Genomic DNA, 26,125 nt, shown 5'->3' with positions numbered 1-26,125 from the left:
TCGCCGTGTTCGGGTATACTACTTTCCCGTCCTGGTTATTCCATCGTTTCACCCTAACTTCTCAGGTTCAGCATGACAACGAACTATATTTTTGTGACCGGCGGGGTCGTATCCTCTCTGGGTAAAGGCATTGCCGCAGCCTCCCTCGCAGCCATTCTTGAAGCCCGTGGCCTCAATGTGACCATGATGAAACTGGATCCGTACATCAACGTCGATCCTGGCACCATGAGCCCAACCCAACACGGGGAAGTGTTCGTTACTGAAGACGGCGCTGAAACCGATCTGGATCTTGGCCACTACGAGCGTTTCATTCGTACCAAAATGACCCGTCGTAATAACTTCACGACTGGCCGCATCTACTCTGACGTTCTGCGTAAAGAGCGCCGTGGTGACTATCTGGGCGCGACCGTGCAGGTTATCCCACACATCACTAACGCCATCAAAGAGCGTGTCCTTGCCGGTGGCGAAGGGCATGACGTTGTGCTGGTTGAAATCGGCGGTACCGTGGGTGATATCGAATCCCTGCCGTTCCTCGAAGCGATTCGTCAGCTGGCGGTAGACATTGGTCGTGAACACGCGCTGTTCATGCACCTGACGCTGGTGCCTTACATGGCGGCGGCAGGTGAAGTGAAAACCAAACCGACCCAGCACTCTGTTAAAGAGCTGCTCTCTATCGGTATTCAGCCTGACATCCTGGTTTGCCGTTCCGATCGCGCCATTCCGGCGAACGAACGTGCGAAAATTGCATTGTTCTGTAACGTGCCTGAAAAAGCCGTTATTTCAATGAAAGATGTCGATTCCATTTATAAAATCCCGGGCCTGTTGAAATCACAGGGTCTGGACGATTATATTTGTAAACGATTCAGCTTGAACTGTCCGGAAGCAAACCTGTCTGAATGGGAACAGGTTATTTACGAAGAAGCCAACCCGGCAGGCGAAGTGACTATCGGTATGGTCGGCAAGTACATTGAGCTGCCGGATGCCTATAAGTCCGTGATCGAAGCGCTGAAACACGGTGGTCTGAAGAACCGTGTCTCCGTGAACATCAAGCTGATTGATTCGCAGGATGTTGAAACGCGTGGCGTTGAAATCCTGAAAGATCTGGATGCTATCCTTATCCCTGGCGGCTTTGGCTACCGTGGTGTAGAAGGCAAGATCGCCACCGCGCGTTATGCGCGTGAAAACAATATTCCATACCTCGGCATCTGTCTGGGTATGCAGGTTGCGCTGATCGAATTTGCGCGCAACGTAGCGGGAATGGAAAACGCGAACTCTACGGAATTTGTGCCAGACTGTAAGTACCCTGTTGTGGCGCTTATCACTGAATGGCGTGATGAAGATGGTAACGTCGAAGTCCGTACCGAGAAGAGCGATCTGGGTGGCACTATGCGTCTCGGCGCACAGGCCTGCCAGCTGACTGACGATAGCGTGGTTCGCAAGCTGTACGGCGAGCCGGTCATCACCGAGCGCCATCGTCACCGCTATGAAGTCAACAACATGCTGTTGAAACAAATTGAAGCTGCGGGTCTGCGTGTTGCGGGCCGCTCCGGGGATGATCAGTTAGTCGAGATCATCGAAGTGCCAAACCATCCGTGGTTTGTCGCCTGCCAGTTCCACCCGGAATTTACTTCAACGCCACGTGACGGGCATCCGCTGTTTGCAGGCTTCGTGAAGGCCGCCAGCGACTACCAGAAGCGTCAGGCGAAGTAAAAAAAGTTAGAACGGCAACGCGTACCTTTGGTACGCGTTGTTTGTCTGGAGTTTTAGTTTAACTTGTACTGAGGAAAATCTAATGTCCAAAATCGTTAAAGTCATCGGTCGTGAAATCATCGACTCCCGTGGTAACCCGACCGTTGAAGCCGAAGTTCATCTGGAAGGTGGTTTCGTCGGTATGGCAGCTGCTCCATCAGGTGCTTCTACCGGTTCCCGCGAAGCGCTGGAACTGCGTGATGGCGACAAATCCCGTTTCATGGGCAAAGGCGTACTGAAAGCGGTTGGCGCTGTTAACGGTCCTATTGCTCAGGCTATCGTTGGCAAAGATGCCAAAGATCAGGCTGGCATCGACAAGATCATGATCGATCTGGACGGTACTGAAAACAAATCTAACTTCGGTGCGAACGCAATCCTGGCCGTTTCCCTGGCGAACGCCAAAGCGGCTGCGGCGGCTAAAGGTATGCCACTGTTCGAGCACATCGCTGAACTGAACGGCACCCCAGGCAAATACTCCATGCCTGTACCAATGATGAACATCATCAACGGTGGTGAGCACGCAGACAACAACGTTGATATTCAGGAATTCATGATTCAGCCAGTTGGCGCGAAATCCCTGAAAGAAGCAGTACGTATGGGTTCTGAAGTGTTCCACAACCTGGCTAAAGTTCTGAAAGCTAAAGGTATGAACACGGCTGTGGGTGACGAAGGTGGCTATGCGCCAAACCTGGGTTCTAACGCAGAAGCACTGGCTGTTATCGCTGAAGCGGTAAAAGCAGCGGGCTACGAGCTGGGCAAAGACATCACCCTGGCGATGGACTGTGCAGCATCTGAATTCTACAAAGACGGTAAATACGTTCTGGCTGGCGAAGGCAACAAAGCGTTCACCTCCGAAGAGTTCACTCACTTCCTGGAAGACCTGACCAAACAGTACCCAATCGTGTCTATCGAAGACGGTCTGGACGAGTCTGACTGGGCTGGCTTCGCATACCAGACTAAAGTACTGGGCGACAAAATCCAGCTGGTGGGTGACGACCTGTTCGTAACCAACACCAAGATCCTGAAAGAAGGTATCGAGAAAGGCATCGTTAACTCCATCCTGATCAAATTCAACCAGATCGGTTCCCTGACCGAAACGCTGGCTGCGATCAAAATGGCGAAAGACGCTGGCTACACCGCGGTTATCTCTCACCGTTCTGGCGAAACTGAAGACGCGACCATTGCTGACCTGGCTGTGGGTACCGCTGCTGGCCAGATCAAAACGGGTTCTATGAGCCGTTCTGACCGTGTTGCTAAATACAACCAGCTGATTCGTATCGAAGAAGCGCTGGGCGAAAAAGCACCATACAACGGTCGTAAAGAGATCAAAGGCCAGGCATAATCGCTTAAGCCTTAACATGAAAATGCCAGTCGAATGACTGGCATTTTTTTTGGCTATTTAAAATCGACCGCCATTTGCTCCGGAATGGTCAGCCCCCGGGTGGTTTGCACGCAGCGGGCAATATAATCCGTAAACCGGGGTGGCTTCGGCATCCCCATGCTCAGCAGCTTATCGTTGCTGAATCGCACGTTAAGCGTGGCAAACGCACCGTATAACCGCATGGCTCTCAGCATCAGACGTTCGTTGCACGGGCCAAAAATCGTTTTCAGTTCACGGCGCATTCTGACCAGCGTTTCGTAGCTGACCTGTGCGTACTTATCGCCGACGGGGGCTTTCTCCAGCGCCTGCGCCATCGCATTATCAATATCCGCAAAGCGAACGCTGTTCTCTTCTCCGGCCGAAATGTGTACCACTTCCCCCGGACGCGCGTTGCTGTTGAGCAGCATTAACAGCGCGTCGGCACAATAATCCACCGGGACAACGTCGATCCGGTCCTCCATCGAGCACATAAACTTCTGCAGCATCAGGCCCATGCTGAAGACCCAGAAAATACTGCTCGAGGGCGTGCAGCCGTGGCGTGTATGGCCGACAACGATGGACGGACGCGCGATGAGCAGCGGCAGGTTCGGACATTCCTGGCGCATCAGCTGTTCGATGGTTGACTTCGAAAACGTGTATTCCACCAGGTGTTCAGCATTCTCTCTGAATTCGGCGCTTTCGGCGACCAGGGAATCCTGCTCCGGCGTACATGACATTGCCGTGCCCACGTGGAGGAAGCGTTGTAGCGTTGAAACCTGCTCCATGCGGCGCGCCAGTGCCAGCGTTCCTTCCACGTTGACCTTCCAGATGAGCGGGTTGTTACCAAATGAGGCAACAGCTGCACAGTTCACGACATGCGTGACCTGGTCCAGACGCGGATCGTTCAGGAAGGCTTCAGGCTGGCTGAGATCGCCAATGAGGATATTGTCCACGCTCAGAATGGCCAGTTTGTCCTCAGGAACGTTGAACTTGCGCATGTTCTCCAGCACGCGCTCCAGCCCGCTCTGCGGATCGCTGGCACGCGCGAGCAAAAGCAGTTTTACGGATTGATCGCTGGTCAGAATTTTTTCCAGTACTGCACCGCCCAGAAACCCCGTCACGCCTGTAATCATTAACATCTTCTTTAATACCGTCTCATTATGATTGATGAGGCGGATTGTAGGCGTGCAAAAGTAAACGGCATTTAAATAATAAAACGCCCAAATCGACAGCATCTTAAGCTTATTTTAAGGAAAGGAATTCAGGTGGAGATATTGGACATTACAGGCAGGGTGAAAATTCAATTTATTAAAATGAATATTTCAACGTGATGATTTGTAAGTTCTTTTTGTGGTGCTCATCGGATGATGAACTTAATTCTAAATGTAATAAATATAATACTTTGTTACACCAAACATTTACCGGATAAATGATTTAAACACCACTTAACTTAAATCAGGCGACATTAAGCGCAGGCTATTTTATTTAGCCTGCGAAGGGTTTTTAGAGTAACAGAGGAAGCGTGGCGCTGGCCGTTTGCTGGCTAACGTCGCCGTAACGGCCATCCAGCGCAATCATGGACGTGGTCAGCAGTTCGACCAGCAGCATGACCCCAACTTTGGCATTGAGCGCGCCCGCGCTAAGCGGCCCCTCTGGCTTGGCGGCCACCAGCTGCATGTCGCTCAGGGACGCCAGCGGGCTGCGGGGCGTATTGCTGAGTGCCAGAACCTTAACGCCGCGCTTGCGGGCAAGCTTCACCACGTGGAGTAGATCCCGCGTTGAGCCGGAACTGGAGATGGCCACCACCAGGGTTTCTGACGAAAGCGTTGTCGCATTCATGGCCGCGCGGTGCATATCGCTAAACAGCTGTGCGGGTTTGCCCAGACGCAACAGCTTGTAGTGCAGATACTCCCCGAGGATCGCGCTGGCCGCAACGCCATAAATCTGCACCGACTGCGCCTGATGCAGCGCCAGCGCGGCCTTTTCAAGCAGCGTGCGGTCAAGGAGCCTGGCGGTGTCCTGCAAAGCCTGCACCGACTCATCCACGACGTTATCAATCTCATCCCCCGCCTGACGCGCGGGCTGGCCCTGCTGAATATCCAGCGCAAGCGCCATTTTAAATTCGTTATAGCCCTTGCAGCCCAGCGTGCGGCAAAGACGCGTCACGCTGGCCTCGCTGGTGTGGCTCTCGCGCGCCAGTTCGGTGATCGTCAGGTAGAGCACCCGGGCAGGATCGCTGAGAACAAACTCACCGAGTTTTTGTTGTGTTGGGCTGTACCCGGAAGCCTCCTGGCGTAGCTTCAGCAGCAGGTTTTCATGGTCTGACATGCTCGATCCTTAATGCGTTTCTCTGCGACTAGTGTGGCGTAAAGCGGGGGCGGGATGCCAGTCATTTCGAAAAAGTATGATCGTCGTCCTGGTTTTTGATGATAATTTTCACTATTTAAAATTAATATGGTAAAAATTTTCATCTATTAATGGGGGGATGAAAAAATGATGCAAATATTCAGTGGGGCTTCTTCAGGGGGATGGTTTGAAAAAGCGCAGCGCTTTGGCAAATCCTTTATGTTGCCGATTGCCGTGCTGCCTGCGGCGGGTCTGCTGCTGGGGATAGGCGGCGCGCTATCCAATCCCAACACGCTGGCGGCCTATCCGTTTTTAGACGTGAGCTGGCTGCAGGCCATTTTCACCATCATGAGCAGCGCAGGATCCATCGTGTTTGCGAACCTCTCGGTGCTGTTTGCGGTTGGGGTCGCCGTCGGGCTGGCAAAAAGCGATAAGGGCACGGCGGGGCTGGCGGCGCTTCTCGCGTTTCTGGTGATGAATGCCACCATCAACGCGCTGCTGATCCTCACCGGCAAACTGGCGCATGAGAACCCGGGTGCGGTGGGGCAGGGCATAACGCTGGGTATTCAGACGCTGGAAACCGGCGTCTTTGGCGGCGTGGTGATTGGGCTGGTAACCTGCGCGCTCCATCATCGGTTTAACAAGATTGCACTTCCGCAGTTCCTGGGCTTTTTTGGCGGCTCGCGCTTTGTTCCTATCATCAGCTCGCTGGCGGCGATACTCGTCGGTGCGCTCATGACCGTGGTCTGGCCGCATTTCCAGAAGCTGATTTTTGGTCTCGGCGGGCTGGTGGATGCGACCGGCTATCTGGGTACTTTGCTGTACGGCTTCATTTTACGCATGCTGGGTCCGTTCGGTCTGCACCACATCTTCTATCTGCCTTTCTGGACCACCGCGCTTGGCGGGAGTGAAATCGTCAACGGACACCTCGTGGAAGGCACGCAGCGGATCTTCTTCGCTCAGCTGGCTGACCCGAACACGCAACATTTCTATGAGGGCACGTCACGCTTCATGTCCGGGCGCTTTATTACGATGATGTTTGGCCTGCTCGGGGCGTGCCTGGCGATGTACCACACGGCAAAACCCGAGAACAAAAAACGCGTTGCCGGGCTGCTGCTTTCTGCGGCGTTAACCTCGTTCCTGACCGGGATTACCGAGCCTATCGAATTCTCGTTCCTGTTTATTGCGCCGGTGCTCTACGTCATCCATGCGCTGTTTGACGGGCTGGCATTCATGCTCGCGCACATGCTGCATATCACCATCGGGCAAACCTTCTCCGGCGGTTTCATCGACTTCGTGCTGTTCGGCATTTTGCAGGGAGAAGCCAAAACCAACTGGATGTTCGTTCCGCTGGTCGGCGTACCGTGGTTCTTCCTTTACTACTTTACCTTCCGCTATCTGATTAACCGCTTTGATTTCGCGACGCCAGGTCGGGAAAAGGAGGCGATGGCTGATGAGGTCAGTCTGCCGCAAAACGAACGCGCAGCCGCGGTGATCGCCGGATTAGGCGGAAAAGAGAATCTGGACGAGGTGGACTGCTGCGCCACGCGTCTTCGCGTCACGGTTAAAGACGGCAGCAAAGTGAATGAGTCGGCACTGAAAGCCACCGGGGCGCGCGGCGTTATCGTGCGCGGCAACGGCGTTCAGGTCATTTATGGCCCGCACGTCACGATTATCAAAAACGAAGTGGAAGAGATCTTATCGTAATGAAAACTGTACTGGATACCCTGAAGGGAAAACTGGTCGTCTCCTGTCAGGCGCTGGAAAATGAACCGCTGCACAGCCCGTTTATTATGTCGCGCATGGCGCTGGCTGCGGCACAGGGCGGGGCTGCCGCCATTCGCGCGAACAGCGTGGTGGATATCGAGGCCATCAGGCAGCAGGTGTCTTTGCCGGTCATCGGCATCATCAAACGGGATTATCCCGAAAGCGAGGTGTTTATCACCGCGACAATGAAAGAAGTGGATGAGCTCATGAGCGTCTCGCCGGACATCATTGCGCTTGATGCGACGGCGCGGCCACGTCCCGGCGGAGAATCTCTGGAAACGCTGGTCTCACGCATCCGCGCACGTTATCCCGCGGTGCTGCTGATGGCGGATATCTCCTCCGTGGAGGAAGCCGTGACGGCGCAGGCGCTGGGCTTTGACTGCGTCGGCACCACGCTTTACGGCTACACGGCGGAAACGGCGGGCCATTCACTTCCGGAAAACGACTGCGCGTTCCTGAAGGCGGTGCTGGCGGCCGTGACGGTGCCCGTGGTTGCCGAAGGCAACGTGGATACCCCCGAGCGTGCGGCCAGGTGTCTGGCGCTGGGCGCGCATACGGTGGTGGTCGGCGGCGCGATCACCCGTCCGCAGCAAATTACCGAACGGTTTATGGCGGCGATTGACGCGCAAAGCACCGATGGAGCATGACCATCCGGCGGGGATCTGCGATACTTATCGTTTATCCCTTTTACTGAGATGACTATGCAGTACCCGATTAACGAGATGTTCCAGACCCTGCAAGGCGAGGGTTACTTTACCGGCGTTCCCGCTATTTTCATTCGTTTACAGGGATGCCCGGTTGGCTGTGCCTGGTGTGACACCAAACATACGTGGGATAAGCTCGCAGATCGGGAAGTGTCGCTGTTTAGCATTCTGGCGAAAACCAAAGAGAGCGATAAGTGGGGCGCGGGCAGTGCCGAAGATCTGCTCGCCATTATTGGCCGTCAGGGCTGGACGGCGCGCCACGTCGTGATCACCGGCGGTGAACCCTGCATCCACGATCTGACGCCGCTGACCGAGCTGCTCGAAAAGAACGGCTACAGCTGCCAGATTGAGACCAGCGGCACCCATGAAGTGCGCTGCTCGCACACCACCTGGGTGACGGTATCGCCAAAAGTGAATATGCGCGGCGGGTATGACGTGCTGTCTCAGGCGCTGGAGCGCGCGGATGAGATTAAGCACCCGGTAGGGCGCGTGCGTGATATCGAAGCGCTGGATGAACTGCTGGCCACGCTGACGGACGAAAAGCAGCGGGTCATTGCCCTGCAGCCTATCAGCCAGAAAGACGATGCAACGCGTCTGTGCATTGAAACCTGTATTGCGCGCAACTGGCGCCTGTCGATGCAGACGCACAAGTATCTGAATATCGCCTGAAAAAAAGCCCGGTGGCACGAGCGCTTACCGGGCCTGGGTTTCGAGGCTTTTGTAGGCCGGGTAAGGCGAAGCCGCCACCCGGCAAGCATCACTCGCCGCGATACACGCAGCCTGCCGTACAGGTCTCTTTGATCATCACCGCGCTCAGCAGCGGTACCCGCGGTTTCATCTGATCCCAAATCCATTTCGCCAGCACCTCGCTGGTCGGGTTTTCAAGGCCCGGGATCTCATTCAGGTAGTAGTGATCCAGACGATCGTAGGTCGGCTTAAACGCCGCCTTCAGCTCGGCAAAATCCATGATCCAACCGGTATGCGGATCAACTTCACCGGTGATCTCAAGACGCACCATGAACGAATGCCCGTGCAGACGGCCACATTTATGCCCTTCAGGGACATGCGGAAGGTGGTGGGCGGCTTCGAAGGTGAAATCTTTAAACAGTGTGGTGGACATGATCGCTCTCAGTAATGCGGAAAAAACCGCCGCATAGTACCGGAAAGCACAATTTTTAGCATTAACTAAAACGGCTCTGAGCGGCAACCGCCTCGTATACGGGGTGTTTATCGCTATTTGTTCTTATATTTCAAATAATTATTTAATCGGTTTTATCGCTAAGCATGACAACCAAAACAGGTTAGTCCATTTGGTTATTTATTATTTCCATCCCTTCTTTAATTGTTATTATCCTCGCCGTTAACCTTATCTTCAGTTTGGATTTATTCGCTTAAAGTCCGCTTGGCTACTGGAACATAACGACGCATGACAACACAGGCCCCACCTTCAAACTTGCTTCCCCTGAACCCGGAGCAGCTGGCGCGCCTTCAGGCTGCCACCTCTGATTTTTCTCCCACTCAGCTTGCCTGGGTCTCCGGCTATTTCTGGGGAATGCTCAATCAGCAGCCTGGCGCTGTGGCGGGTGCTCCGGCCACGGCCGTAGAAATTCCGGCCATTACCCTGATTTCCGCCTCGCAGACGGGTAACGCCCGCCGCGTGGCCGAAGCGCTGCGTGACGACCTGCTGGCCGCCAGGCTGAACGTGAACCTGGTCAACGCCGGGGATTATAAATTTAAGCAAATCGCGTCAGAAAAACTGCTGGTGGTGGTGGCTTCTACGCAGGGTGAAGGTGAACCCGCTGAAGAAGCGGTGGCGCTGCATAAGTTCCTGTTCTCGAAAAAAGCGCCGAAGCTGGATGGCACGGCGTTTGCCGTCTTTGGCCTGGGCGATACCTCCTATGAATTCTTCTGCCAGTCCGGCAAAGACTTCGACAGCAGGCTGGCGGAGCTGGGCGCAGAGCGCCTGCTGGACCGCGTTGACGCGGATGTTGAATACCAGGCCGCCGCCGCTGAATGGCGTACCCGCATCGTTGACGTGCTAAAAGCGCGCGTGCCGAAAGAGACGTCAGCCCAGGCCGCGTTCACCGCGACGGGTGCTGTTAACGACATCCACACCAGCCCGTACACCAAAGAGGCGCCGCTGACGGCGAGCCTGTCGGTGAACCAGAAAATTACCGGCCGCGATTCAGAAAAAGACGTTCGCCATATCGAAATCGATCTGGGCGACTCTGGCCTGCGCTATCAGCCTGGCGATGCGCTGGGCGTCTGGTATCAGAACGATCCGGCGCTGGTGAAAGAGCTGGTTGAGCTGCTGTGGCTGAAAGGCGACGAGCCCGTCACCGTTGACGGCAAAACGCAGCCGCTTTCTGAAGCGTTGCAGTGGCATTTTGAGCTGACGGTGAATACCCCGAATATCGTCGAAAATTATGCCACCTTAACGCGCAGCGAATCCCTGCTGCCGCTGGTGGGCGACAAGGCGAAGCTGCAGCATTACGCCGCGACGACGCCGATTGTCGATATGGTGCGCTTCTCTCCGGCTCAGCTGGATGCCGATGCGCTGATCGGCCTGCTGCGTCCGCTGACCCCACGCCTGTACTCGATTGCCTCGTCTCAGGCCGAGGTGGAGAGCGAAGTGCATATCACCGTCGGCGTGGTGCGCTACGACATCGAAGGCCGCGCCCGTACGGGTGGAGCATCGGGCTTCCTGGCAGACCGCGTGGAAGAAGAGGGCGAAGTGCGCGTCTTTATCGAGCACAACGACAACTTCCGCCTGCCTGCAAACCCGGAAACGCCGGTCATCATGATTGGCCCGGGCACCGGCATTGCGCCGTTCCGCGCCTTCATGCAGCAGCGTGCGGCGGATGGCGCACCGGGTAAAAACTGGCTGTTCTTCGGCAACCCGCACTTTACGGAAGATTTCCTCTACCAGGTGGAGTGGCAGCGCTACGTCAAAGAAGGCGTACTGACCCGCATCGATCTGGCCTGGTCCCGCGACCAGAAAGAAAAAGTATACGTACAAGACAAACTGCGCGAACAGGGCGCAGAGCTGTGGCGCTGGATCAATGACGGTGCCCACATTTATGTCTGCGGCGACGCCAATCGCATGGCGAAAGACGTTGAGCAGACTTTGCTGGAAGTGATTGCCGAATTCGGCGGTATGGATGCCGAAGCGGCGGATGAATTTTTAAGTGAGCTGCGCGTTGAGCGCCGTTATCAGCGAGATGTCTACTAATGAGCGAAAAACATCCAGGGCCACTGGTGGTCGAAGGTAAACTGACAGACGCCGAGCGCATGAAGCTGGAAAGCAACTATCTGCGTGGCACCATTGCTGAAGATCTGAATGACGGTCTCACCGGCGGTTTCAAAGGCGACAACTTCCTGCTGATCCGTTTCCACGGCATGTACCAGCAGGACGACCGCGACATCCGCGCCGAGCGTGCAGAGCAGAAGCTGGAGCCGCGTCACGCGATGCTGCTGCGCTGCCGTCTGCCGGGTGGGGTGATTACCACCAAACAGTGGCAGGCGATCGACAAGTTTGCCGGTGAAAACACGATCTACGGCAGCATCCGTCTGACCAACCGTCAGACCTTCCAGTTCCACGGCATTCTGAAGAAGAACGTCAAGCCGGTGCACCAGATGCTGCACTCCGTTGGGCTGGACGCGCTGGCGACCGCCAACGACATGAACCGTAACGTGCTCTGCACCTCGAACCCGTATGAGTCCGAGCTGCATGCCGAAGCGTACGAGTGGGCGAAGAAGATCTCCGAGCACCTGCTGCCGCGCACCCGCGCCTATGCGGAGATCTGGCTCGATCAGGAAAAAGTCGCGACTACGGACGAAGAACCGATCCTCGGCCAGACCTACCTGCCGCGTAAGTTTAAAACCACGGTAGTGATCCCGCCGCAGAACGATATCGACCTGCACGCCAACGACATGAACTTCGTGGCGATTGCCGAAAACGGCAAGCTGGTGGGCTTTAACCTGCTGGTGGGCGGCGGCCTGTCCATTGAGCACGGTAACAAGAAAACCTATGCCCGCACTGCGAGCGAGTTCGGCTTCCTGCCGCTGGAGCATACGCTGGCCGTGGCGGAAGCGGTGGTGACGACCCAGCGCGACTGGGGTAACCGTACCGACCGTAAAAACGCGAAAACCAAATACACCCTGGAGCGCGTGGGCGTCGAGACGTTCAAAGCGGAAGTGGAGCGTCGCGCGGGCATCAAGTTTGAGCCGATCCGCCCTTACGAATTCACCGGTCGCGGCGATCGCATTGGCTGGGTGAAGGGTATCGATAATAAATGGCACCTGACGCTGTTTATCGAAAACGGCCGTATTCTGGATTATCCGGGGCGTCCGCTGAAAACCGGTCTGCTGGAAATTGCGAAGATCCATAAGGGCGAGTTCCGCATTACCGCTAACCAGAACCTGATCATTGCCGGCGTGCCGGAAAGCCAAAAGGCGAAGATCGAGAAGCTGGCGCGCGATCACGGGTTAATGGATGCGGTCAAACCGCAGCGTGAAAACTCAATGGCCTGCGTGTCGTTCCCGACCTGTCCGCTGGCGATGGCGGAAGCGGAACGTTTCCTGCCGTCATTCACTGACAAGGTAGAAGCGATTCTGGAAAAACACGGCATTCCGGACGAGCATATTGTTATGCGCGTGACGGGCTGCCCGAACGGCTGCGGTCGCGCGATGCTGGCCGAACTGGGGCTGGTGGGGAAAGCGCCGGGGCGCTACAACCTGCACCTGGGCGGTAACCGTATCGGCACGCGCATTCCGCGTATGTTCCGCGAGAACATCACCGAGCCGGAAATTCTTGATTCCATCGACGAGCTTGTCGGGCGCTGGGCGAAAGAGCGCGAAGCGGGTGAAGGCTTCGGCGACTTTACGGTGCGTGCGGGCATCATTCGCCCGGTGCTCGATCCCGCCAGGGATTTCTGGGAGTAACCACGAGAGGTAATTATGTCCGTACTCGATCTAAACGCCCTTAATGACCTGCCAAAAGTCGAACGCATTCTGGCGCTGGCAGAAACCAATGCCCACCTTGAAAAGCTGGACGCTGAAGGGCGCGTGGCGTGGGCGCTGGAAAACCTGCCGGGAGAGTATGTGCTCTCGTCGAGCTTTGGTATTCAGGCGGCGGTCAGCCTGCATCTGGTGAATCAGATCCGTCCGGACATTCCGGTGATCCTCACCGATACCGGCTACCTGTTCCCGGAGACCTACCAGTTTATTGACGAGCTGACGGACAAGCTCAGGCTGAACCTCAAGGTCTACCGCGCGACGGAAAGCGCGGCCTGGCAGGAGGCGCGCTACGGCAAGCTGTGGGAGCAGGGCGTTGAGGGCATTGAGAAATACAATGAGATCAACAAGGTCGAGCCGATGAACCGGGCGCTGAAAGAGCTTAATGCCCAGACGTGGTTCGCGGGCCTGCGCCGCGAGCAGTCCGGCAGCCGGGCAACCTTACCGGTGCTGGCGGTGCAGCGCGGGGTCTTTAAAGTGCTGCCGATTATCGACTGGGACAACCGGACGGTGTATCAGTACCTGCAAAAGCACGGGCTGAAATACCATCCGCTGTGGGACCAGGGCTATCTGTCGGTGGGCGATACCCACACCACGCGTAAGTGGGAACCGGGAATGGCGGAAGAAGAGACGCGATTCTTCGGGCTGAAGCGCGAGTGCGGGTTGCACGAAGGGTGATAACCTTTTTGCCCGGTGGCGCTGCGCTTACCGGGCCTACTAAGGCTCGTTCCATATGTAGGCCCGGTAAGGCGTAGCCGCCACCGGGCTTAACGGCCTCAGGCTTTCCCCGCTTTCGCCAGCTCCTTCACCAGCGGCAGCATCACCTTCACCACATCACGACTGCGGTGTTCAATCCGCTGCGGCAGCGCGCGATCGATGTGCTGCTGATTGTCCAGCATCACGTTGTGCCAGCTCGTCCCGTCCGGGAAGGCCTTCGATTTAGCCCGCTGCTGGTAGCCATCTTTTTTGCCCAGCGCCCAGTTCGTCGCTTCCACGTACAGCACCGGAATGCCCGCCTTATCGAACACTTCCCCGTCGTTGCAGCAGCCTGTGCCTCGCGGATAATCCGGGTTACCGCCGGGATTGCTGGTGGCATAAACCCCATGGCTGCGGGCTATCGCCAGGGCCCGGTCGCGCGTCAGTTTCCGCACGGTACCCGGCGTACTCTGCCCGCTGTTGAAATAGAGCTTGTCGCCGACGATCAGGTTATCGAGGTTGATCACCAGCAGCGTATTTTTCTTCTCCTCAGCGCTCATACGCTTAAGGAGATTCTCAGCGCCGAGTTTGCCCTCTTCCTCACCGCTGGTGGCAACAAAACGAATGCCATATTGGGTGGGAATATCTTTCATCCGCTCGGCCAGTTCGAGCATCACGCCCAGGCCTGCGGCATTGTCGTCCATGCCCTGCAGCGTCAGCCCGCCAAGATTGTTATCCGTATCGGCGTCACTCATCGGGGCGTAGGTATCAAGGTGCGCCATAATGATAATTTGCTCTTTTGCGCTGCCTTCGTGGGCCGCAATCACCGTACTGCCGGTCACGTTATGCCAGTTTTTCGTTTTATTGCGTGAGGTATAGACGTAGCGGCTGTGAAACGATCGGATATCGCTCTGGTAACCCATGTCGGCAAACTGCTGGCGAAGATAGTCCGCAGAGAGCATTTCCGCAGGCGATCCGGTCATGCGGCCAGGGAAAACGGTGGCAATATGCCGCGCCTGCATAGTGGCGATTTCACCATAAGGTTGGTTTTTTGCCTGGGCAGGAAGAATAAAGCAAACGCCGAGCGCCAGGGCAGCAATACGGTGGCGCGTTGCGGAAAACATAGTGAGTCCTTAAAAACAGAGCAAAATAATAACCCGCCTAGTATGAAACTGTGATCGTCCATACACAATTTGAATCGTTCTTAAATGCCCGAAATGTCGCGCGTTAAGCACTTTTTGGTATTAGCTTTTTCACAGCGTTATTCCATTGAGTAACTACTCATTCCAATTCGTAATTTCATTCGGTCTAAGCCGCCCCCTATAGTCCCTCTATTCCTCGTTGTTAGTGAGTTGTTGCCTGTGGACTATCTGCCCTTATTTGCTGCGATTAAAGAGAAACCGGTGCTGGTGGTTGGCACGGGTGAAATCGCCGATCGTAAAATCGCGTTTCTGCAGCGCGCAGGGGCCCAGGTGCAGGTCGTTGAAGAGACGGATTTCGACGAGTCACAAATCGACAGCGTCGTGCTGGTAATTGCGGCGACCGACGATCGTGAACTGAACCAGCGGATCTCCGACGCCGCTCAGGCCCGTTACCGCCTGGTGAACGTGGTGGACGACCAGCCTTTATGCTCGTTTATTTTCCCGTCGATCGTTGACCGCTCGCCGCTGCTGGTGGCGATCTCCTCCGGCGGTACCGCACCGGTGCTGGCGCGCGTGCTGCGGGAAAAAATCGAAGCGCTGCTGCCGACCAGCCTCGGGCGCATGGCGGAGAAAGCCAGCTACTGGCGCAACCATCTGAAAACCCGCCTGACCAGCGTGACGGAACGCCGTCGCTTCTGGGAGCGCGTGTTTCGCGGCCGCTTTGCCAGCCTGATGCATGCCGGTAATGAGACAGCGGCGCAGAAAATCCTCGAGGACGAACTGGATAACCCCGGCAGTACGGGCGGGGAGATCATTCTGGTGGGCGCGGGGCCGGGCGATGCCGGGCTCCTGACGCTGCGCGGCCTGCAGGTGCTGCAGGATGCGGACGTGGTGTTCTACGACCACCTGGTCACCGACGGCGTGCGCGAGCTGATCCGTCGCGACGCGGAGCAAATCTGCGTCGGCAAACGGGCGGGCGAACACTCGGTGCCGCAGCACGACACCAACCAGATGCTAATTGACGCCGCGAAAGCGGGCAAAACCGTGGTGCGCCTGAAGGGGGGCGATCCGTTCATTTTCGGTCGCGGCGGCGAAGAGCTGCAGGCGGCAGCCGAAGCGGGCGTTCCGTTCCAGGTGGTGCCCGGCATCACGGCGGCTTCTGCGGTAACGGCCTACGCCGGTATCCCGTTGACCCACCGCGATTACGCCCAGAGCGTCACCTTTGTGACCGGCCACTACAAGGCGGACAGCACGCCGTTCGACTGGTCGCATCTCGCCCAGAGCCGCCAGACGCTGGCGATATACATGGGCACGATGAAGGCGGCGGACATCAGCGAACAGCTTATTCAGCACGGTCGCGAGGCGACGACCCCCGTCGCCGTCATTTCTCGCGGCACGCGCGTCGATCAGCATGTTGCTGTCGGCACACTTCAAGACCTTGCAACCCTGGCGAAAGATGCCCCGATGCCTGCCCTGATCGTGGTGGGGGAAGTGGTGCAGCTGCACAGTACGCTCGCCTGGTTTCAGCACACAACCGATACAGAAGGCTTTGGTTCTTCTGTTGTAAATTTGGCTTAAGGAACGGTTATGGACCAAAAACGTCTTACACACCTGCGGCAGCTCGAAGCGGAAAGTATCCATATTATCCGCGAAGTGGCCGCCGAGTTTTCTAACCCGGTGATGATGTACTCCATCGGCAAAGATTCCAGCGTCATGCTGCATCTGGCGCGTAAAGCGTTTTATCCGGGCACGCTGCCGTTCCCGCTGCTGCACGTGGACACCGGCTGGAAATTCCGCGAGATGTACGAGTTCCGCGATCGTACCGCGAAAGCCTACGGCTGCGAGCTGCTGGTGCATAAAAACCCGGAAGGGGTGGCGATGGGCATTAACCCGTTCGTGCACGGCAGCGCCAAACACACCGATATCATGAAGACCGAAGGGCTGAAGCAGGCGCTGAATAAATACGGTTTTGACGCGGCCTTCGGCGGCGCGCGCCGTGACGAAGAGAAATCCCGCGCCAAAGAGCGTATCTACTCCTTCCGCGATCGCTTCCACCGCTGGGACCCCAAAAACCAGCGTCCGGAGCTGTGGCACAACTACAACGGCCAGATTAACAAGGGCGAAAGCATCCGCGTCTTCCCGCTCTCCAACTGGACCGAGCTGGATATCTGGCAGTACATCTATCTGGAAAACATCGAGATCGTTCCGCTGTATCTGGCCGCCGAGCGTCCGGTGCTGGAGCGTGACGGCATGCTGATGATGATCGACGACGATCGCATCGACCTGCAGCCGGGTGAAGTGATCAAAAAACAGATGGTGCGTTTCCGCACCCTCGGCTGCTGGCCGCTGACCGGCGCGGTGGAATCCAACGCCCAGACGCTGCCGGAGATCATCGAAGAGATGCTGGTGTCGACCACCAGCGAGCGACAGGGGCGCGTGATTGACCGCGACCAGGCAGGCTCCATGGAGCTGAAGAAACGTCAGGGTTATTTCTAAGGAGCCGCCATGAATACCACTATTGCTCAACAAATTGCCAACGAAGGCGGCGTGGAAGCGTATCTGCACGCGCAACAACACAAAAGCCTGCTGCGTTTTCTGACCTGCGGCAGCGTGGATGACGGGAAAAGTACCCTGATTGGCCGCCTGCTGCACGATACGCGCCAGATTTATGAAGATCAGCTCTCCTCCCTGCATAACGACAGTAAGCGTCACGGTACCCAGGGCGAAAAGCTGGATCTGGCGCTGCTGGTTGACGGCCTGCAGGCGGAGCGCGAGCAGGGCATCACGATTGACGTGGCCTACCGCTATTTCTCTACCGAGAAGCGCAAATTTATTATTGCCGACACCCCGGGGCACGAGCAGTACACCCGTAACATGGCGACCGGCGCATCGACCTGTGACCTGGCGATCCTGCTGATCGACGCCCGTAAAGGCGTGCTGGATCAGACCCGTCGCCACAGCTTTATCTCCACGCTGCTGGGGATCAAACACCTGGTGGTGGCGGTCAACAAGATGGATCTGGTGAACTTCAGCGAAGAGAAGTTCGAGGAGATCCGCCAGAGCTACCTGACCTTTGCCGAACAGCTGCCGGGCAACCTGGATATCCGCTTTGTGCCGCTCTCGGCGCTGGAAGGGGATAACGTCGCCTCCCAGAGCGCGAACATGCCGTGGTACAGCGGCCCGACGCTGCTGGAAGTGCTGGAAACGGTTGAAATCCAGCGCGTGGTCGACACCCAGCCGATGCGCTTCCCGGTGCAGTACGTGAACCGTCCTAACCTCGACTTCCGCGGTTTCTCCGGCACCCTTGCGTCAGGCTCTGTGAAGGTCGGTCAGCGCGTCAAGGTGCTGCCATCCGGCGTGGAATCGACCATCGCACGCATCGTCACCTTCGACGGTGACCTGCAGGACGCAGGCGCCGGTGAAGCGGTTACGCTGGTGCTGAAAGACGAGATTGATATCAGCCGGGGCGATCTTCTGGTGGATGCCCGGGAAACCCTGGCCGCCGTACAGGGGGCTTCCGTGGATGTGGTGTGGATGGCGGAGCAACCGCTGACGCCGGGCCAGAGCTACGACATCAAAATTGCCGGCAAGAAGACCCGCGCCCGCGTGGACGGTATTCAGTTCCAGGTGGACATCAACAATCTGACCCAGCGCGAGGTTACCGAGCTGCCGCTGAACGGTATTGGTCTGGTCGATCTGACCTTCGACGAACCGCTGGTGCTGGATCCGTATCAGCAGAACCCGGTGACGGGCGGGCTTATCTTTATCGACAGGCTGACCAACGTTACCGTCGGGGCCGGTATGGTACGCGAACCGATTAAACAGGCTGCCGTGGCCTCTGAATTCAGCGCCTTTGAGCTGGAATTGAACACGCTGGTGCGTAAACACTTCCCGCACTGGGGCGCGCGCGATCTGCTGGGAGGCAAGTAATGGCCGCCCATGATGAGAACGTCGTCTGGCATCCTCATCCGGTCACCGTCGCCCAGCGCGAACAGCTCCACGGTCACCGTGGGGTTGTGCTGTGGTTTACCGGGCTGTCCGGCTCGGGTAAATCGACGGTGGCGGGCGCGCTGGAAGAGGCATTGCATCAGCAGGGCGTAAGCACGTACCTGCTGGATGGCGACAACGTGCGCCATGGCCTGTGCAGCGATTTAGGGTTCAGCGACGACGACCGCAAAGAGAACATCCGCCGGGTCGGGGAAGTCGCCAGCCTGATGGCCGATGCCGGGCTGGTGGTGCTGACCGCGTTTATCTCTCCGCACCGCGCCGAGCGCCAGATGGTGCGCGAACGCGTCGGTCAGGATCGCTTTATTGAAGTGTTTGTGGATACGCCGCTGGAGGTTTGCGAAGCGCGCGACCCGAAAGGGCTGTACAAAAAAGCGCGTGCCGGGGAGCTGCGCAACTTCACCGGCATTGACGCGGTATACGAAGCGCCTGAATCGCCTGAAATTCACCTGGAGGGTCAACAATTGGTAACAAATTTAGTAAGCCAATTATTAGACCTGCTCAGACGGGACGATATTATCAGATCCTGAGACGGTATCGTTCGGGAGCTGTCTTCCCGAACGATGAGTCACGGTCACAGGACTAGCTATGCGCAACAGTGAACATTACATTACCACTACCGGGTCGGAGCCGCTTGCGACCGACGACGAAACGACCTGGTCATTTCCTGGGGCCATCATTGGCTTCGTCTCATGGTTGCTGGCGCTGGGTATCCCGTTTCTTATCTACGGCGGAAACACGCTGTTCTTCTTTCTCTACACCTGGCCTTTCTTTCTGGCGCTGATGCCTGTGGCGGTTGTCGTCGGCATTGCGCTGCACTCGCTGCTCAATGGCAAGCTGCTCTACAGTACCGTGGTCACGATTGTGACGGTGGTGCTGATGTTTGGTCTGTTATTTTTGTGGCTCATGGGCTAACTTCAGCCATAATTCAAACCGTAACCAACTGTGTAACGATATTGAGCAGGACGATTCTGCGGAAAAAATGTGGTACATTTGCCCGCGATGTTGCGGCATCTCTGTTACCCCGGCGTAGTGCTCTGGGGAAGTCTTGGGATGATGATGCCGTTTTTCAGGGGGCAGGATGGGTAAACTAACGCTGCTGTTGCTGGCTTTGCTAATCTGGCTGCAATATTCGCTGTGGTTCGGTAAGAACGGACTGCACGACTATAGCCGGGTGAGCGATGACGTCGCGGCTCAGCAGGCAACAAACGCCAAACTTAAGGCGCGAAACGATCAACTCTTCGCTGAAATTGATGACCTCAATGGCGGGCAAGAGGCGATTGAGGAACGCGCACGCAATGAACTCAGTATGACTAAGCCGGGCGAAACCTTTTATCGTCTGGTTCCGGATGCGTCTAAACGCAATCAGGGCTCAGCACAAAACAATCGATAATCAGGCCCAGGATTACGACATGGCAGTAACTTTTTCGGACGTATGCGCCGTGGTGCCGGCCGCAGGTTTTGGCCGGCGCATGCAGACAGAATGTCCCAAGCAATACCTCTCTATTGGCGATAAAACGATCCTCGAGCACGCCGTGGCTTCGCTGCTGGCGCACCCGCGGGTGACGCGGGCGATCATCGCTATCAGCCCGGGCGATGCGCGCTTCGCGCAGCTCCCGCTGGCAAATCATCCACAGATTACCGTTGTCGATGGCGGTGCCGAGCGCGCCGATTCCGTGCTGGCAGGCATTCAGGCGGCCGGTAACGCGCCGTGGGTGCTGGTCCATGACGCGGCACGTCCGTGCCTGCATCAGGACGATCTCGCTCGCCTGCTGGCATTGAGCGAAACCAGCAAAGTGGGCGGCATTCTGGCCGCTCCAGTGCGCGACACCATGAAGCGTGCCGAGCCGGGCAAACGGGCTATCGCCCACACCGTCGATCGCGTCGATCTCTGGCACGCGCTGACGCCGCAATTTTTCCCCCGCGAACTGCTCCACGACTCCTTGACGCGCGCGCTTAACGAAGGTGCGACCATCACGGACGAAGCCTCTGCGCTGGAGTACTGCGGTTTCCACCCTGAGCTTGTTGAAGGACGTGCTGATAATATTAAAGTGACGCGTCCGGAAGATTTACAGCTCGCGGAATTTTATCTTACCCGTTTGACCCATCAGGAGAAGGCATAATGCGAATTGGACACGGTTTTGATGTACACGCCTTTGGCGGCGAAGGCCCAATTATCATTGGCGGCGTGCGCATTCCTTATGAAAAAGGGCTGCTGGCGCATTCTGATGGCGACGTGGCGCTGCATGCGCTGACCGACGCGCTGCTGGGCGCGGCCGCACTGGGTGATATCGGCAAGCTGTTCCCGGACACCGACCCGGCGTTTAAAGGGGCGGACAGCCGTGAACTGCTGCGCGAAGCGTGGCGCCGCATCCAGGCGAAAGGCTATACCCTTGGCAACGTCGACGTGACGATTATCGCCCAGGCCCCAAAAATGCTGCCGCACATTCCGCAGATGCGCGTATTTATTGCTGAAGATCTGGGCTGCCATATGGACGACGTGAACGTCAAAGCGACGACGACCGAGAAGCTGGGCTTTACCGGTCGCGGCGAAGGCATTGCCTGTGAAGCCGTGGCGCTGCTGGTGAAGGCGAGCAAATGACAGACTTTGACAACCTGACATACCTGCACGGTAAGCCGCAGGGGAACGGGGTGCTGAAAGCCAGCCCTGAAGATTTCCTCGTGGTGGAGGATCTGGGCTTTGAGCCGGATGGCGAAGGCGAACATATCCTGGTGCGTATTCTGAAAAATGGCTGCAATACCCGCTTTGTGGCCGACGCGCTGGCAAAATTCCTCAAAATTCATGCCCGCGAGGTGAGCTTTGCCGGGCAGAAAGATAAACACGCCGTCACGGAACAGTGGCTCTGCGCGCGCGTTCCCGGCAATGCGATGCCTGATTTAAGCAAATTTGAGCTTGAGGGCTGTAAGGTACTGGAATATGCCCGCCACAAGCGCAAACTGCGTCTGGGCGCGTTAAAAGGCAACGCGTTTACGCTGGTGCTGCGCGAAGTGACTGACCGTGAAGACGTTGAAAAACGCCTGAATGCCATCAGCGACCGCGGCGTACCGAACTACTTTGGCGCGCAGCGCTTTGGCATCGGCGGCAGCAACCTGCAGGGCGCACTGCGCTGGGCGCAAAGCGACGCGCCGGTGCGTGACAGGAATAAACGCAGTTTTTGGTTGTCGGCGGCCCGCAGTGCGTTGTTTAATCAGATTGTGAGCGAAAGGCTGAAAAAACCAGACGCGAATCAAGTTGTTGTTGGCGATGCGCTACAATTAGCGGGACGCGGAAGCTGGTTTGTGGCAACGGCCGAAGAGATGGCCGATGTCCAGTCGCGCGTGGACGCAAAAGGGCTGCTGGTCACCGCCGCGTTGCCCGGTACGGGCGACTGGGGAACCCAGGGGGAGGCCCTGGCCGCCGAGCAGTCAGCCGTGGCGGATGCGCCAGAATTGCAGTCCTTGCTGGTGCGGGAAAAAGTCGACGCGGCACGCCGCGCGATGCTGCTCTATCCGCAGCAGTTAAGCTGGAACTGGTGGGATGACGTGACCGTCGAGTTACGCTTCTGGCTGCCGGCAGGCAGCTTTGCCACCAGTGTTGTCAGGGAACTTATCAACACCTCGGGTGATTATGCGAATATTGCTGAGTAACGATGACGGGATCCACGCGCCAGGCATTCAGACCCTGGCGAAACACCTCCGTGAATTTGCGGATGTGCAGGTCGTGGCACCCGATCGTAACCGCAGTGGAGCGTCTAACTCGCTGACGCTGGAGTCGTCGCTTCGCACCTTTACCTTTGAAAATGGCGATATTGCCGTACAGATGGGCACGCCAACCGACTGTGTTTTTCTGGGCGTGAACGCGCTGATGCGGCCGCGTCCGGATATCGTCGTCTCCGGCATTAACGCCGGGCCTAACCTCGGCGATGACGTGATTTACTCCGGCACCGTGGCGGCCGCAATGGAAGGCCGCCATCTGGGATTCCCGGCGCTGGCGGTCTCGTTGAACGGCTACACGCACTACGACACCGCCGCCGCGGTGACCTGTTCGATCCTGCGGGCGCTCGGCCGCGAGCCGTTGCGTACCGGACGCATCCTCAACATCAACGTGCCGGATCTTCCTCTCGATGAAATTAAAGGCATCCGTGTCACCCGTTGCGGGAGTCGACATCCTGCCGATCAGGTGATCCCGCAGCAGGATCCGCGCGGCAACACGCTTTACTGGATCGGCCCTCCCGGCGATAAGTGCGATGCGGGTCCGGATACCGACTTTGCCGCCGTGGAGGAAGGCTATGTTTCGGTTACCCCGCTGCACGTAGATTTAACCGCGTATAGCGCGCATGATGTGGTGTCGGGCTGGCTGGATCGCGCAGGAGTGAACGCGCAATGGTAAACAAACGTGTACAAACTCTTCTGGAACAACTACGCGCGCAGGGGATCCGCGACGAGCACGTGCTCGAAGCGCTCGCCCTGGTTCCGCGTGAGAAATTTGTAGACGAGGCGTTTGAACACAAAGCGTGGGAAAACGTGGCGCTGCCCATCGGGCAGGGCCAGACGATTTCGCAGCCTTACATGGTGGCTCGCATGACGGAGCTGCTGGAGCTGACGCCCGACTCTCGCGTGCTGGAGATTGGCACCGGGTCGGGGTATCAGACCGCGATCCTGGCGCATCTCGTTCATCACGTATGCTCCGTGGAGCGGATCAAAGGTTTACAGTGGCAGGCGCGTCGTCGCCTGAAACAACTTGATTTACATAATGTTTCGACACGACACGCTGATGGATGGCAGGGTTGGAAGGCTCGTGCCCCGTTTGACGCGATCATCGTGACGGCGGCCCCGCCAGAAATTCCAGCAGCCCTGTTGTCGCAGCTGGATGAGGGGGGCATTCTGGTTCTGCCTGTCGGGGACGAGCAGCAGCTGTTGAAGCGCGTTCGTCGGCGCGGCGGCGAGTTTATTATCGACACCGTGGAAGCCGTGCGCTTTGTGCCTCTGGTGAAGGGGGAGTTGGCCTGAGACTCGGAATTATCCAGGGTTATTAAGGCAAATTCAGCGTATGGTGTGGCGCGAAAGATTCGTGCCATCACGGTAAATTTTAAGTCACTGGTAGTTAACACATTCCTGGGGGATAAATGAGCGCGGGAAGCCCTAAATTCACCATCAGCCGTGTTGCGGCATTATCACTGGTTTCGCTCTGGCTGGCAGGCTGTACAAGTTCTAACAACGCGCCTGCGCCCGTCAGTTCCGTCGGCGGAAACAGCGGCTCCGGTAACACGTCCAGCGGAATGTTAATCACGCCGCCACCTAAAATGGGAACAGCTGCGCCGCAGCAAACACCACAAATCCAGCCTGTGCAACATCCTGTTACACAGCCAATGCAGGTTCAGCCAGTTGAACAGCCTGTCCAGACCCAAAATGGCCGCATAGTCTATAACCGCCAGTATGGGAACATTCCGAAAGGCAGCTACACCGGTGGCAGCACCTATACCGTGAAACGCGGTGATACGCTGTTCTACATTGCGTGGATTACCGGGAACGATTTCCGTGACCTCGCGCAGCGCAACAACGTCCAGGCCCCATATGGTCTGGAAGTCGGGCAAACGCTCCAGGTGGGCAACGCGACGGGTACGCCGCTTACGCCTGGCAACACGGTTTCAGCGGCCGATGTGACGGCTCAAAACAACAGCGTTAAGCCTGCACAAAAATCCACCACGGTGGTTGCTTCACAACCTGTAATTACGTATTCTGAGGATTCAGGTGATCAGACTGCTAACAAAATGTTGCCGAATAATAAAGGGACTGCGACTGCTGTCACAGCACCGGTTACGGCACCTGTGGTTAGCTCTACTGAACCGACTGCCAGCAGTATGACCTCCAGTTCGCCGATTTCTGCATGGCGCTGGCCGACTGACGGCAAGGTTATCGAGAACTTCTCTTCCTCCGAAGGGGGAAATAAAGGGATCGATATCGCAGGGAGTAAAGGACAGGCTATCATCGCGACCGCAGATGGACGCGTTGTGTATGCCGGTAACGCTCTGCGCGGTTACGGTAATCTTATCATCATCAAACACAACGATGATTACCTGAGTGCCTACGCCCATAACGACACAATGCTGGTCCGGGAACAACAAGAAGTTAAGGCGGGGCAAAAAATCGCTACCATGGGTAGCACCGGAACCAGTTCTACACGCTTGCATTTTGAAATTCGTTACAAGGGGAAATCCGTAAACCCGCTGCAGTACTTGCCGCAGCGATAATTTGACGGGGCATGCCAGCCAGGGTGTCTCGTTCAGGGATCACGGGTAGGAGCCACCTTATGAGTCAGAATACGCTGAAAGTTCATGATTTAAATGAAGACGCGGAATTTGATGAGAACGGAGTAGAGGCTTTTGACGAAAAAGCCTTAGTAGAAGAGGAACCCAGTGATAACGATTTGGCTGAAGAAGAGCTGTTATCGCAGGGCGCCACACAGCGTGTACTGGACGCGACTCAGCTTTACCTTGGGGAGATTGGTTACTCCCCACTGCTAACGGCCGAAGAAGAAGTCTATTTCGCACGTCGTGCTTTGCGTGGTGATGTGGCCTCGCGTCGTCGCATGATTGAAAGTAACCTGCGACTGGTCGTGAAAATTGCCCGCCGTTACGGCAATCGTGGTCTGGCTCTGCTGGATCTGATTGAAGAGGGCAACTTAGGTCTCATCCGCGCAGTTGAGAAGTTTGACCCGGAACGCGGGTTCCGTTTCTCAACCTACGCGACCTGGTGGATTCGTCAGACCATCGAACGGGCTATTATGAACCAGACCCGTACGATTCGCCTGCCGATTCACATCGTCAAAGAGTTGAACGTGTATCTGCGTACCGCGCGCGAGTTGTCCCATAAGCTGGACCACGAGCCAAGCGCAGAAGAAATTGCCGAACAACTCGATAAACCGGTTGATGACGTAAGCCGTATGCTGCGTCTCAACGAGCGCATTACCTCCGTTGACACCCCGCTGGGTGGCGACTCCGAAAAAGCGCTGCTGGACATCCTGGCCGATGAAAAAGATAACGGTCCGGAAGACACCACGCAGGACGATGACATGAAACAGAGCATCGTCAAATGGCTGTTCGAATTGAACGCCAAACAGCGTGAAGTGCTGGCACGTCGTTTCGGTTTACTGGGGTATGAAGCTGCGACACTGGAAGACGTCGGCCGCGAAATTGGCCTGACCCGTGAACGTGTTCGTCAGATTCAGGTTGAAGGTCTGCGTCGCCTGCGTGAAATCCTGCAGGGGCAAGGTCTGAATATCGAAGCGCTGTTCCGCGAATAAGCAACCTTTCGTCAAAAAAGGCCCGTCGTGAGACGGG

General features: G+C 56.8%; 26 protein-coding genes. 21 read left to right on the top strand and 5 right to left on the bottom strand.

Annotated elements, in window-relative coordinates; translation table 11 throughout:
• Positions 1-72: 72 nt before the first annotated feature.
• Complete coding sequence (gene pyrG / locus ACOTXI_RS14445) at positions 73-1,710, top strand: glutamine hydrolyzing CTP synthase (protein ID WP_008499626.1); 1,638 nt, start codon at positions 73-75, stop codon at positions 1,708-1,710.
• Positions 1,711-1,792: 82 nt separating this feature from the next.
• Positions 1,793-3,091, top strand: a complete 1,299-nt coding sequence (gene eno, locus ACOTXI_RS14440; RefSeq protein ID WP_003862715.1) for a phosphopyruvate hydratase — start codon at positions 1,793-1,795, stop codon at positions 3,089-3,091.
• 53 nt (positions 3,092-3,144) lie between these two features.
• Here the strand turns inward: eno and ACOTXI_RS14435 are convergent, their stop codons facing one another.
• The gene (locus ACOTXI_RS14435) at positions 3,145-4,248 is read right to left on the bottom strand and encodes an SDR family oxidoreductase (RefSeq protein ID WP_058653940.1); all 1,104 of its coding nucleotides are present in this window, start codon (positions 4,246-4,248) and stop codon (positions 3,145-3,147) included.
• Positions 4,249-4,612: 364 nt separating this feature from the next.
• Positions 4,613-5,437, bottom strand: coding sequence for a MurR/RpiR family transcriptional regulator (locus ACOTXI_RS14430; protein ID WP_008499624.1), 825 nt, complete (start codon positions 5,435-5,437; stop codon positions 4,613-4,615).
• 165 nt (positions 5,438-5,602) lie between these two features.
• Between ACOTXI_RS14430 and ACOTXI_RS14425 the strand changes: the two genes are divergently transcribed.
• From ACOTXI_RS14425 to queE, 3 genes are read left to right on the top strand one after another with little or no spacing between them, the layout of a single operon-like run.
• The gene (locus tag ACOTXI_RS14425) at positions 5,603-7,162 is read left to right on the top strand and encodes a PTS transporter subunit EIIC (protein ID WP_058653939.1); all 1,560 of its coding nucleotides are present in this window, start codon (positions 5,603-5,605) and stop codon (positions 7,160-7,162) included.
• Entirely contained in the window at positions 7,162-7,869 is a 708-nt protein-coding gene (locus ACOTXI_RS14420; RefSeq protein ID WP_046091899.1) for an N-acetylmannosamine-6-phosphate 2-epimerase, read from the top strand. Before ACOTXI_RS14425 ends, ACOTXI_RS14420 begins: the two co-directional genes overlap by 1 nt.
• A 54-nt stretch (positions 7,870-7,923) precedes the next feature.
• A complete protein-coding gene (queE, locus tag ACOTXI_RS14415) occupies positions 7,924-8,595 on the top strand; it encodes a 7-carboxy-7-deazaguanine synthase QueE (RefSeq protein WP_021241905.1) in 672 nt (223 codons plus the stop codon).
• Positions 8,596-8,683: 88 nt separating this feature from the next.
• Here queE and queD read toward each other — a convergent pair whose 3' ends face one another.
• A complete protein-coding gene (gene queD / locus ACOTXI_RS14410) occupies positions 8,684-9,046 on the bottom strand; it encodes a 6-carboxytetrahydropterin synthase QueD (RefSeq protein ID WP_008499619.1) in 363 nt (120 codons plus the stop codon).
• Between the two features lie 306 nt (positions 9,047-9,352).
• Here queD and cysJ point away from each other — a divergent pair, with 306 nt between their 5' ends.
• Genes cysJ through cysH form a run of 3 tightly spaced genes read left to right on the top strand, consistent with a single transcriptional unit; the run spans position 9,353 to position 13,620 of the window.
• Positions 9,353-11,158, top strand: a complete 1,806-nt coding sequence (gene cysJ, locus ACOTXI_RS14405; protein WP_045417797.1) for an NADPH-dependent assimilatory sulfite reductase flavoprotein subunit — start codon at positions 9,353-9,355, stop codon at positions 11,156-11,158.
• Positions 11,158-12,870, top strand: coding sequence for an assimilatory sulfite reductase (NADPH) hemoprotein subunit (gene cysI / locus ACOTXI_RS14400; protein WP_023325980.1), 1,713 nt, complete (start codon positions 11,158-11,160; stop codon positions 12,868-12,870). Before cysJ ends, cysI begins: the two co-directional genes overlap by 1 nt.
• 15 nt (positions 12,871-12,885) lie before the next feature.
• A complete protein-coding gene (gene cysH / locus ACOTXI_RS14395; RefSeq protein ID WP_008499616.1) occupies positions 12,886-13,620 on the top strand; it encodes a phosphoadenosine phosphosulfate reductase in 735 nt (244 codons plus the stop codon).
• A 98-nt stretch (positions 13,621-13,718) separates the two neighbouring features.
• On the opposite strand, the gene ACOTXI_RS14390 is transcribed toward cysH, so the two are convergent.
• Positions 13,719-14,762 (bottom strand): aminopeptidase, encoded by a 1,044-nt coding sequence (locus ACOTXI_RS14390; RefSeq protein ID WP_008499615.1) that lies wholly within the window; start codon positions 14,760-14,762, stop codon positions 13,719-13,721.
• A gap of 246 nt (positions 14,763-15,008) precedes the next feature.
• Here ACOTXI_RS14390 and cysG point away from each other — a divergent pair, with 246 nt between their 5' ends.
• The 11 genes from cysG (at position 15,009) to ACOTXI_RS14335 (ending at position 23,795) form a co-directional block, all read left to right on the top strand.
• Positions 15,009-16,358, top strand: a complete 1,350-nt coding sequence (cysG, locus tag ACOTXI_RS14385; protein WP_165614934.1) for a siroheme synthase CysG — start codon at positions 15,009-15,011, stop codon at positions 16,356-16,358.
• Between the two features lie 9 nt (positions 16,359-16,367).
• Complete coding sequence (gene cysD / locus ACOTXI_RS14380) at positions 16,368-17,276, top strand: sulfate adenylyltransferase subunit CysD (protein ID WP_008499613.1); 909 nt, start codon at positions 16,368-16,370, stop codon at positions 17,274-17,276.
• A gap of 9 nt (positions 17,277-17,285) precedes the next feature.
• Positions 17,286-18,710 (top strand): sulfate adenylyltransferase subunit CysN, encoded by a 1,425-nt coding sequence (cysN, locus tag ACOTXI_RS14375; RefSeq protein WP_058653938.1) that lies wholly within the window; start codon positions 17,286-17,288, stop codon positions 18,708-18,710.
• Entirely contained in the window at positions 18,710-19,315 is a 606-nt protein-coding gene (gene cysC / locus ACOTXI_RS14370; protein ID WP_021241908.1) for an adenylyl-sulfate kinase, read from the top strand. The genes cysN and cysC overlap by 1 nt, the downstream gene beginning before the upstream one ends.
• Positions 19,316-19,373: 58 nt before the next feature.
• Complete coding sequence (locus ACOTXI_RS14365) at positions 19,374-19,700, top strand: DUF3561 family protein (RefSeq protein ID WP_008499610.1); 327 nt, start codon at positions 19,374-19,376, stop codon at positions 19,698-19,700.
• A 166-nt stretch (positions 19,701-19,866) separates the two neighbouring features.
• Positions 19,867-20,178 carry a cell division protein FtsB gene (gene ftsB / locus ACOTXI_RS14360; RefSeq protein WP_008499609.1) on the top strand — a complete coding sequence of 104 codons (312 nt, stop codon included), beginning with the start codon at positions 19,867-19,869 and terminating at the stop codon, positions 20,176-20,178.
• A gap of 19 nt (positions 20,179-20,197) precedes the next feature.
• Positions 20,198-20,908: a 2-C-methyl-D-erythritol 4-phosphate cytidylyltransferase gene (gene ispD, locus ACOTXI_RS14355; protein ID WP_058653937.1), complete on the top strand. Its 711-nt coding sequence runs from the start codon at positions 20,198-20,200 to the stop codon at positions 20,906-20,908.
• Positions 20,908-21,387, top strand: coding sequence for a 2-C-methyl-D-erythritol 2,4-cyclodiphosphate synthase (gene ispF / locus ACOTXI_RS14350; RefSeq protein WP_008499607.1), 480 nt, complete (start codon positions 20,908-20,910; stop codon positions 21,385-21,387). The genes ispD and ispF overlap by 1 nt, the downstream gene beginning before the upstream one ends.
• Entirely contained in the window at positions 21,384-22,433 is a 1,050-nt protein-coding gene (gene truD, locus ACOTXI_RS14345) for a tRNA pseudouridine(13) synthase TruD (RefSeq protein WP_058653936.1), read from the top strand. The genes ispF and truD overlap by 4 nt, the downstream gene beginning before the upstream one ends.
• Complete coding sequence (gene surE, locus ACOTXI_RS14340) at positions 22,414-23,175, top strand: 5'/3'-nucleotidase SurE (protein ID WP_021241911.1); 762 nt, start codon at positions 22,414-22,416, stop codon at positions 23,173-23,175. The genes truD and surE overlap by 20 nt, the downstream gene beginning before the upstream one ends.
• The gene (locus tag ACOTXI_RS14335; protein ID WP_058653935.1) at positions 23,169-23,795 is read left to right on the top strand and encodes a protein-L-isoaspartate(D-aspartate) O-methyltransferase; all 627 of its coding nucleotides are present in this window, start codon (positions 23,169-23,171) and stop codon (positions 23,793-23,795) included. The genes surE and ACOTXI_RS14335 overlap by 7 nt, the downstream gene beginning before the upstream one ends.
• Positions 23,796-23,889: 94 nt before the next feature.
• Here the strand turns inward: ACOTXI_RS14335 and ACOTXI_RS14330 are convergent, their stop codons facing one another.
• Positions 23,890-24,021, bottom strand: a complete 132-nt coding sequence (locus tag ACOTXI_RS14330) for a peptidase (RefSeq protein ID WP_369751013.1) — start codon at positions 24,019-24,021, stop codon at positions 23,890-23,892.
• Here ACOTXI_RS14330 and nlpD point away from each other — a divergent pair.
• Complete coding sequence (gene nlpD / locus ACOTXI_RS14325; RefSeq protein WP_240613108.1) at positions 23,963-25,036, top strand: murein hydrolase activator NlpD; 1,074 nt, start codon at positions 23,963-23,965, stop codon at positions 25,034-25,036. The genes ACOTXI_RS14330 and nlpD overlap by 59 nt on opposite strands.
• A gap of 59 nt (positions 25,037-25,095) precedes the next feature.
• Positions 25,096-26,088 carry an RNA polymerase sigma factor RpoS gene (rpoS, locus tag ACOTXI_RS14320; protein ID WP_008499600.1) on the top strand — a complete coding sequence of 331 codons (993 nt, stop codon included), beginning with the start codon at positions 25,096-25,098 and terminating at the stop codon, positions 26,086-26,088.
• Positions 26,089-26,125: the final 37 nt, after the last annotated feature.

It is taken from the genome of Enterobacter cloacae complex sp. BZL2005 (genome assembly GCF_049238885.1).
Taxonomy (GTDB): domain Bacteria; phylum Pseudomonadota; class Gammaproteobacteria; order Enterobacterales; family Enterobacteriaceae; genus Enterobacter; species Enterobacter roggenkampii.
The sequence above is the reverse complement of the archived record's forward strand: the minus strand, read 5'-3'. Positions and strand labels throughout refer to the sequence as shown.

Excerpts from the sequence above, each read along its gene's own strand:
- truD (WP_058653936.1), top strand. The coding sequence starts at position 21,384 with ATGACAGACTTTGACAACCTGACATACCTGCACGGTAAGCCGCAGGGG.
- ACOTXI_RS14430 (WP_008499624.1), bottom strand. The coding sequence starts at position 5,437 with ATGTCAGACCATGAAAACCTGCTGCTGAAGCTACGCCAGGAGGCTTCC.
- ACOTXI_RS14335 (WP_058653935.1), top strand. The coding sequence starts at position 23,169 with ATGGTAAACAAACGTGTACAAACTCTTCTGGAACAACTACGCGCGCAG.
- cysN (WP_058653938.1), top strand. The coding sequence starts at position 17,286 with ATGAATACCACTATTGCTCAACAAATTGCCAACGAAGGCGGCGTGGAA.
- ACOTXI_RS14425 (WP_058653939.1), top strand. The coding sequence starts at position 5,603 with ATGATGCAAATATTCAGTGGGGCTTCTTCAGGGGGATGGTTTGAAAAA.
- queE (WP_021241905.1), top strand. The coding sequence starts at position 7,924 with ATGCAGTACCCGATTAACGAGATGTTCCAGACCCTGCAAGGCGAGGGT.
- surE (WP_021241911.1), top strand. The coding sequence starts at position 22,414 with ATGCGAATATTGCTGAGTAACGATGACGGGATCCACGCGCCAGGCATT.
- ftsB (WP_008499609.1), top strand. The coding sequence starts at position 19,867 with ATGGGTAAACTAACGCTGCTGTTGCTGGCTTTGCTAATCTGGCTGCAA.
- cysC (WP_021241908.1), top strand. The coding sequence starts at position 18,710 with ATGGCCGCCCATGATGAGAACGTCGTCTGGCATCCTCATCCGGTCACC.
- cysH (WP_008499616.1), top strand. The coding sequence starts at position 12,886 with ATGTCCGTACTCGATCTAAACGCCCTTAATGACCTGCCAAAAGTCGAA.
- pyrG (WP_008499626.1), top strand. The coding sequence starts at position 73 with ATGACAACGAACTATATTTTTGTGACCGGCGGGGTCGTATCCTCTCTG.
- ACOTXI_RS14365 (WP_008499610.1), top strand. The coding sequence starts at position 19,374 with ATGCGCAACAGTGAACATTACATTACCACTACCGGGTCGGAGCCGCTT.
- cysI (WP_023325980.1), top strand. The coding sequence starts at position 11,158 with ATGAGCGAAAAACATCCAGGGCCACTGGTGGTCGAAGGTAAACTGACA.
- ispF (WP_008499607.1), top strand. The coding sequence starts at position 20,908 with ATGCGAATTGGACACGGTTTTGATGTACACGCCTTTGGCGGCGAAGGC.
- ispD (WP_058653937.1), top strand. The coding sequence starts at position 20,198 with ATGGCAGTAACTTTTTCGGACGTATGCGCCGTGGTGCCGGCCGCAGGT.
- ACOTXI_RS14420 (WP_046091899.1), top strand. The coding sequence starts at position 7,162 with ATGAAAACTGTACTGGATACCCTGAAGGGAAAACTGGTCGTCTCCTGT.
- ACOTXI_RS14390 (WP_008499615.1), bottom strand. The coding sequence starts at position 14,762 with ATGTTTTCCGCAACGCGCCACCGTATTGCTGCCCTGGCGCTCGGCGTT.
- ACOTXI_RS14435 (WP_058653940.1), bottom strand. The coding sequence starts at position 4,248 with ATGTTAATGATTACAGGCGTGACGGGGTTTCTGGGCGGTGCAGTACTG.
- queD (WP_008499619.1), bottom strand. The coding sequence starts at position 9,046 with ATGTCCACCACACTGTTTAAAGATTTCACCTTCGAAGCCGCCCACCAC.
- rpoS (WP_008499600.1), top strand. The coding sequence starts at position 25,096 with ATGAGTCAGAATACGCTGAAAGTTCATGATTTAAATGAAGACGCGGAA.
- cysD (WP_008499613.1), top strand. The coding sequence starts at position 16,368 with ATGGACCAAAAACGTCTTACACACCTGCGGCAGCTCGAAGCGGAAAGT.
- cysJ (WP_045417797.1), top strand. The coding sequence starts at position 9,353 with ATGACAACACAGGCCCCACCTTCAAACTTGCTTCCCCTGAACCCGGAG.
- eno (WP_003862715.1), top strand. The coding sequence starts at position 1,793 with ATGTCCAAAATCGTTAAAGTCATCGGTCGTGAAATCATCGACTCCCGT.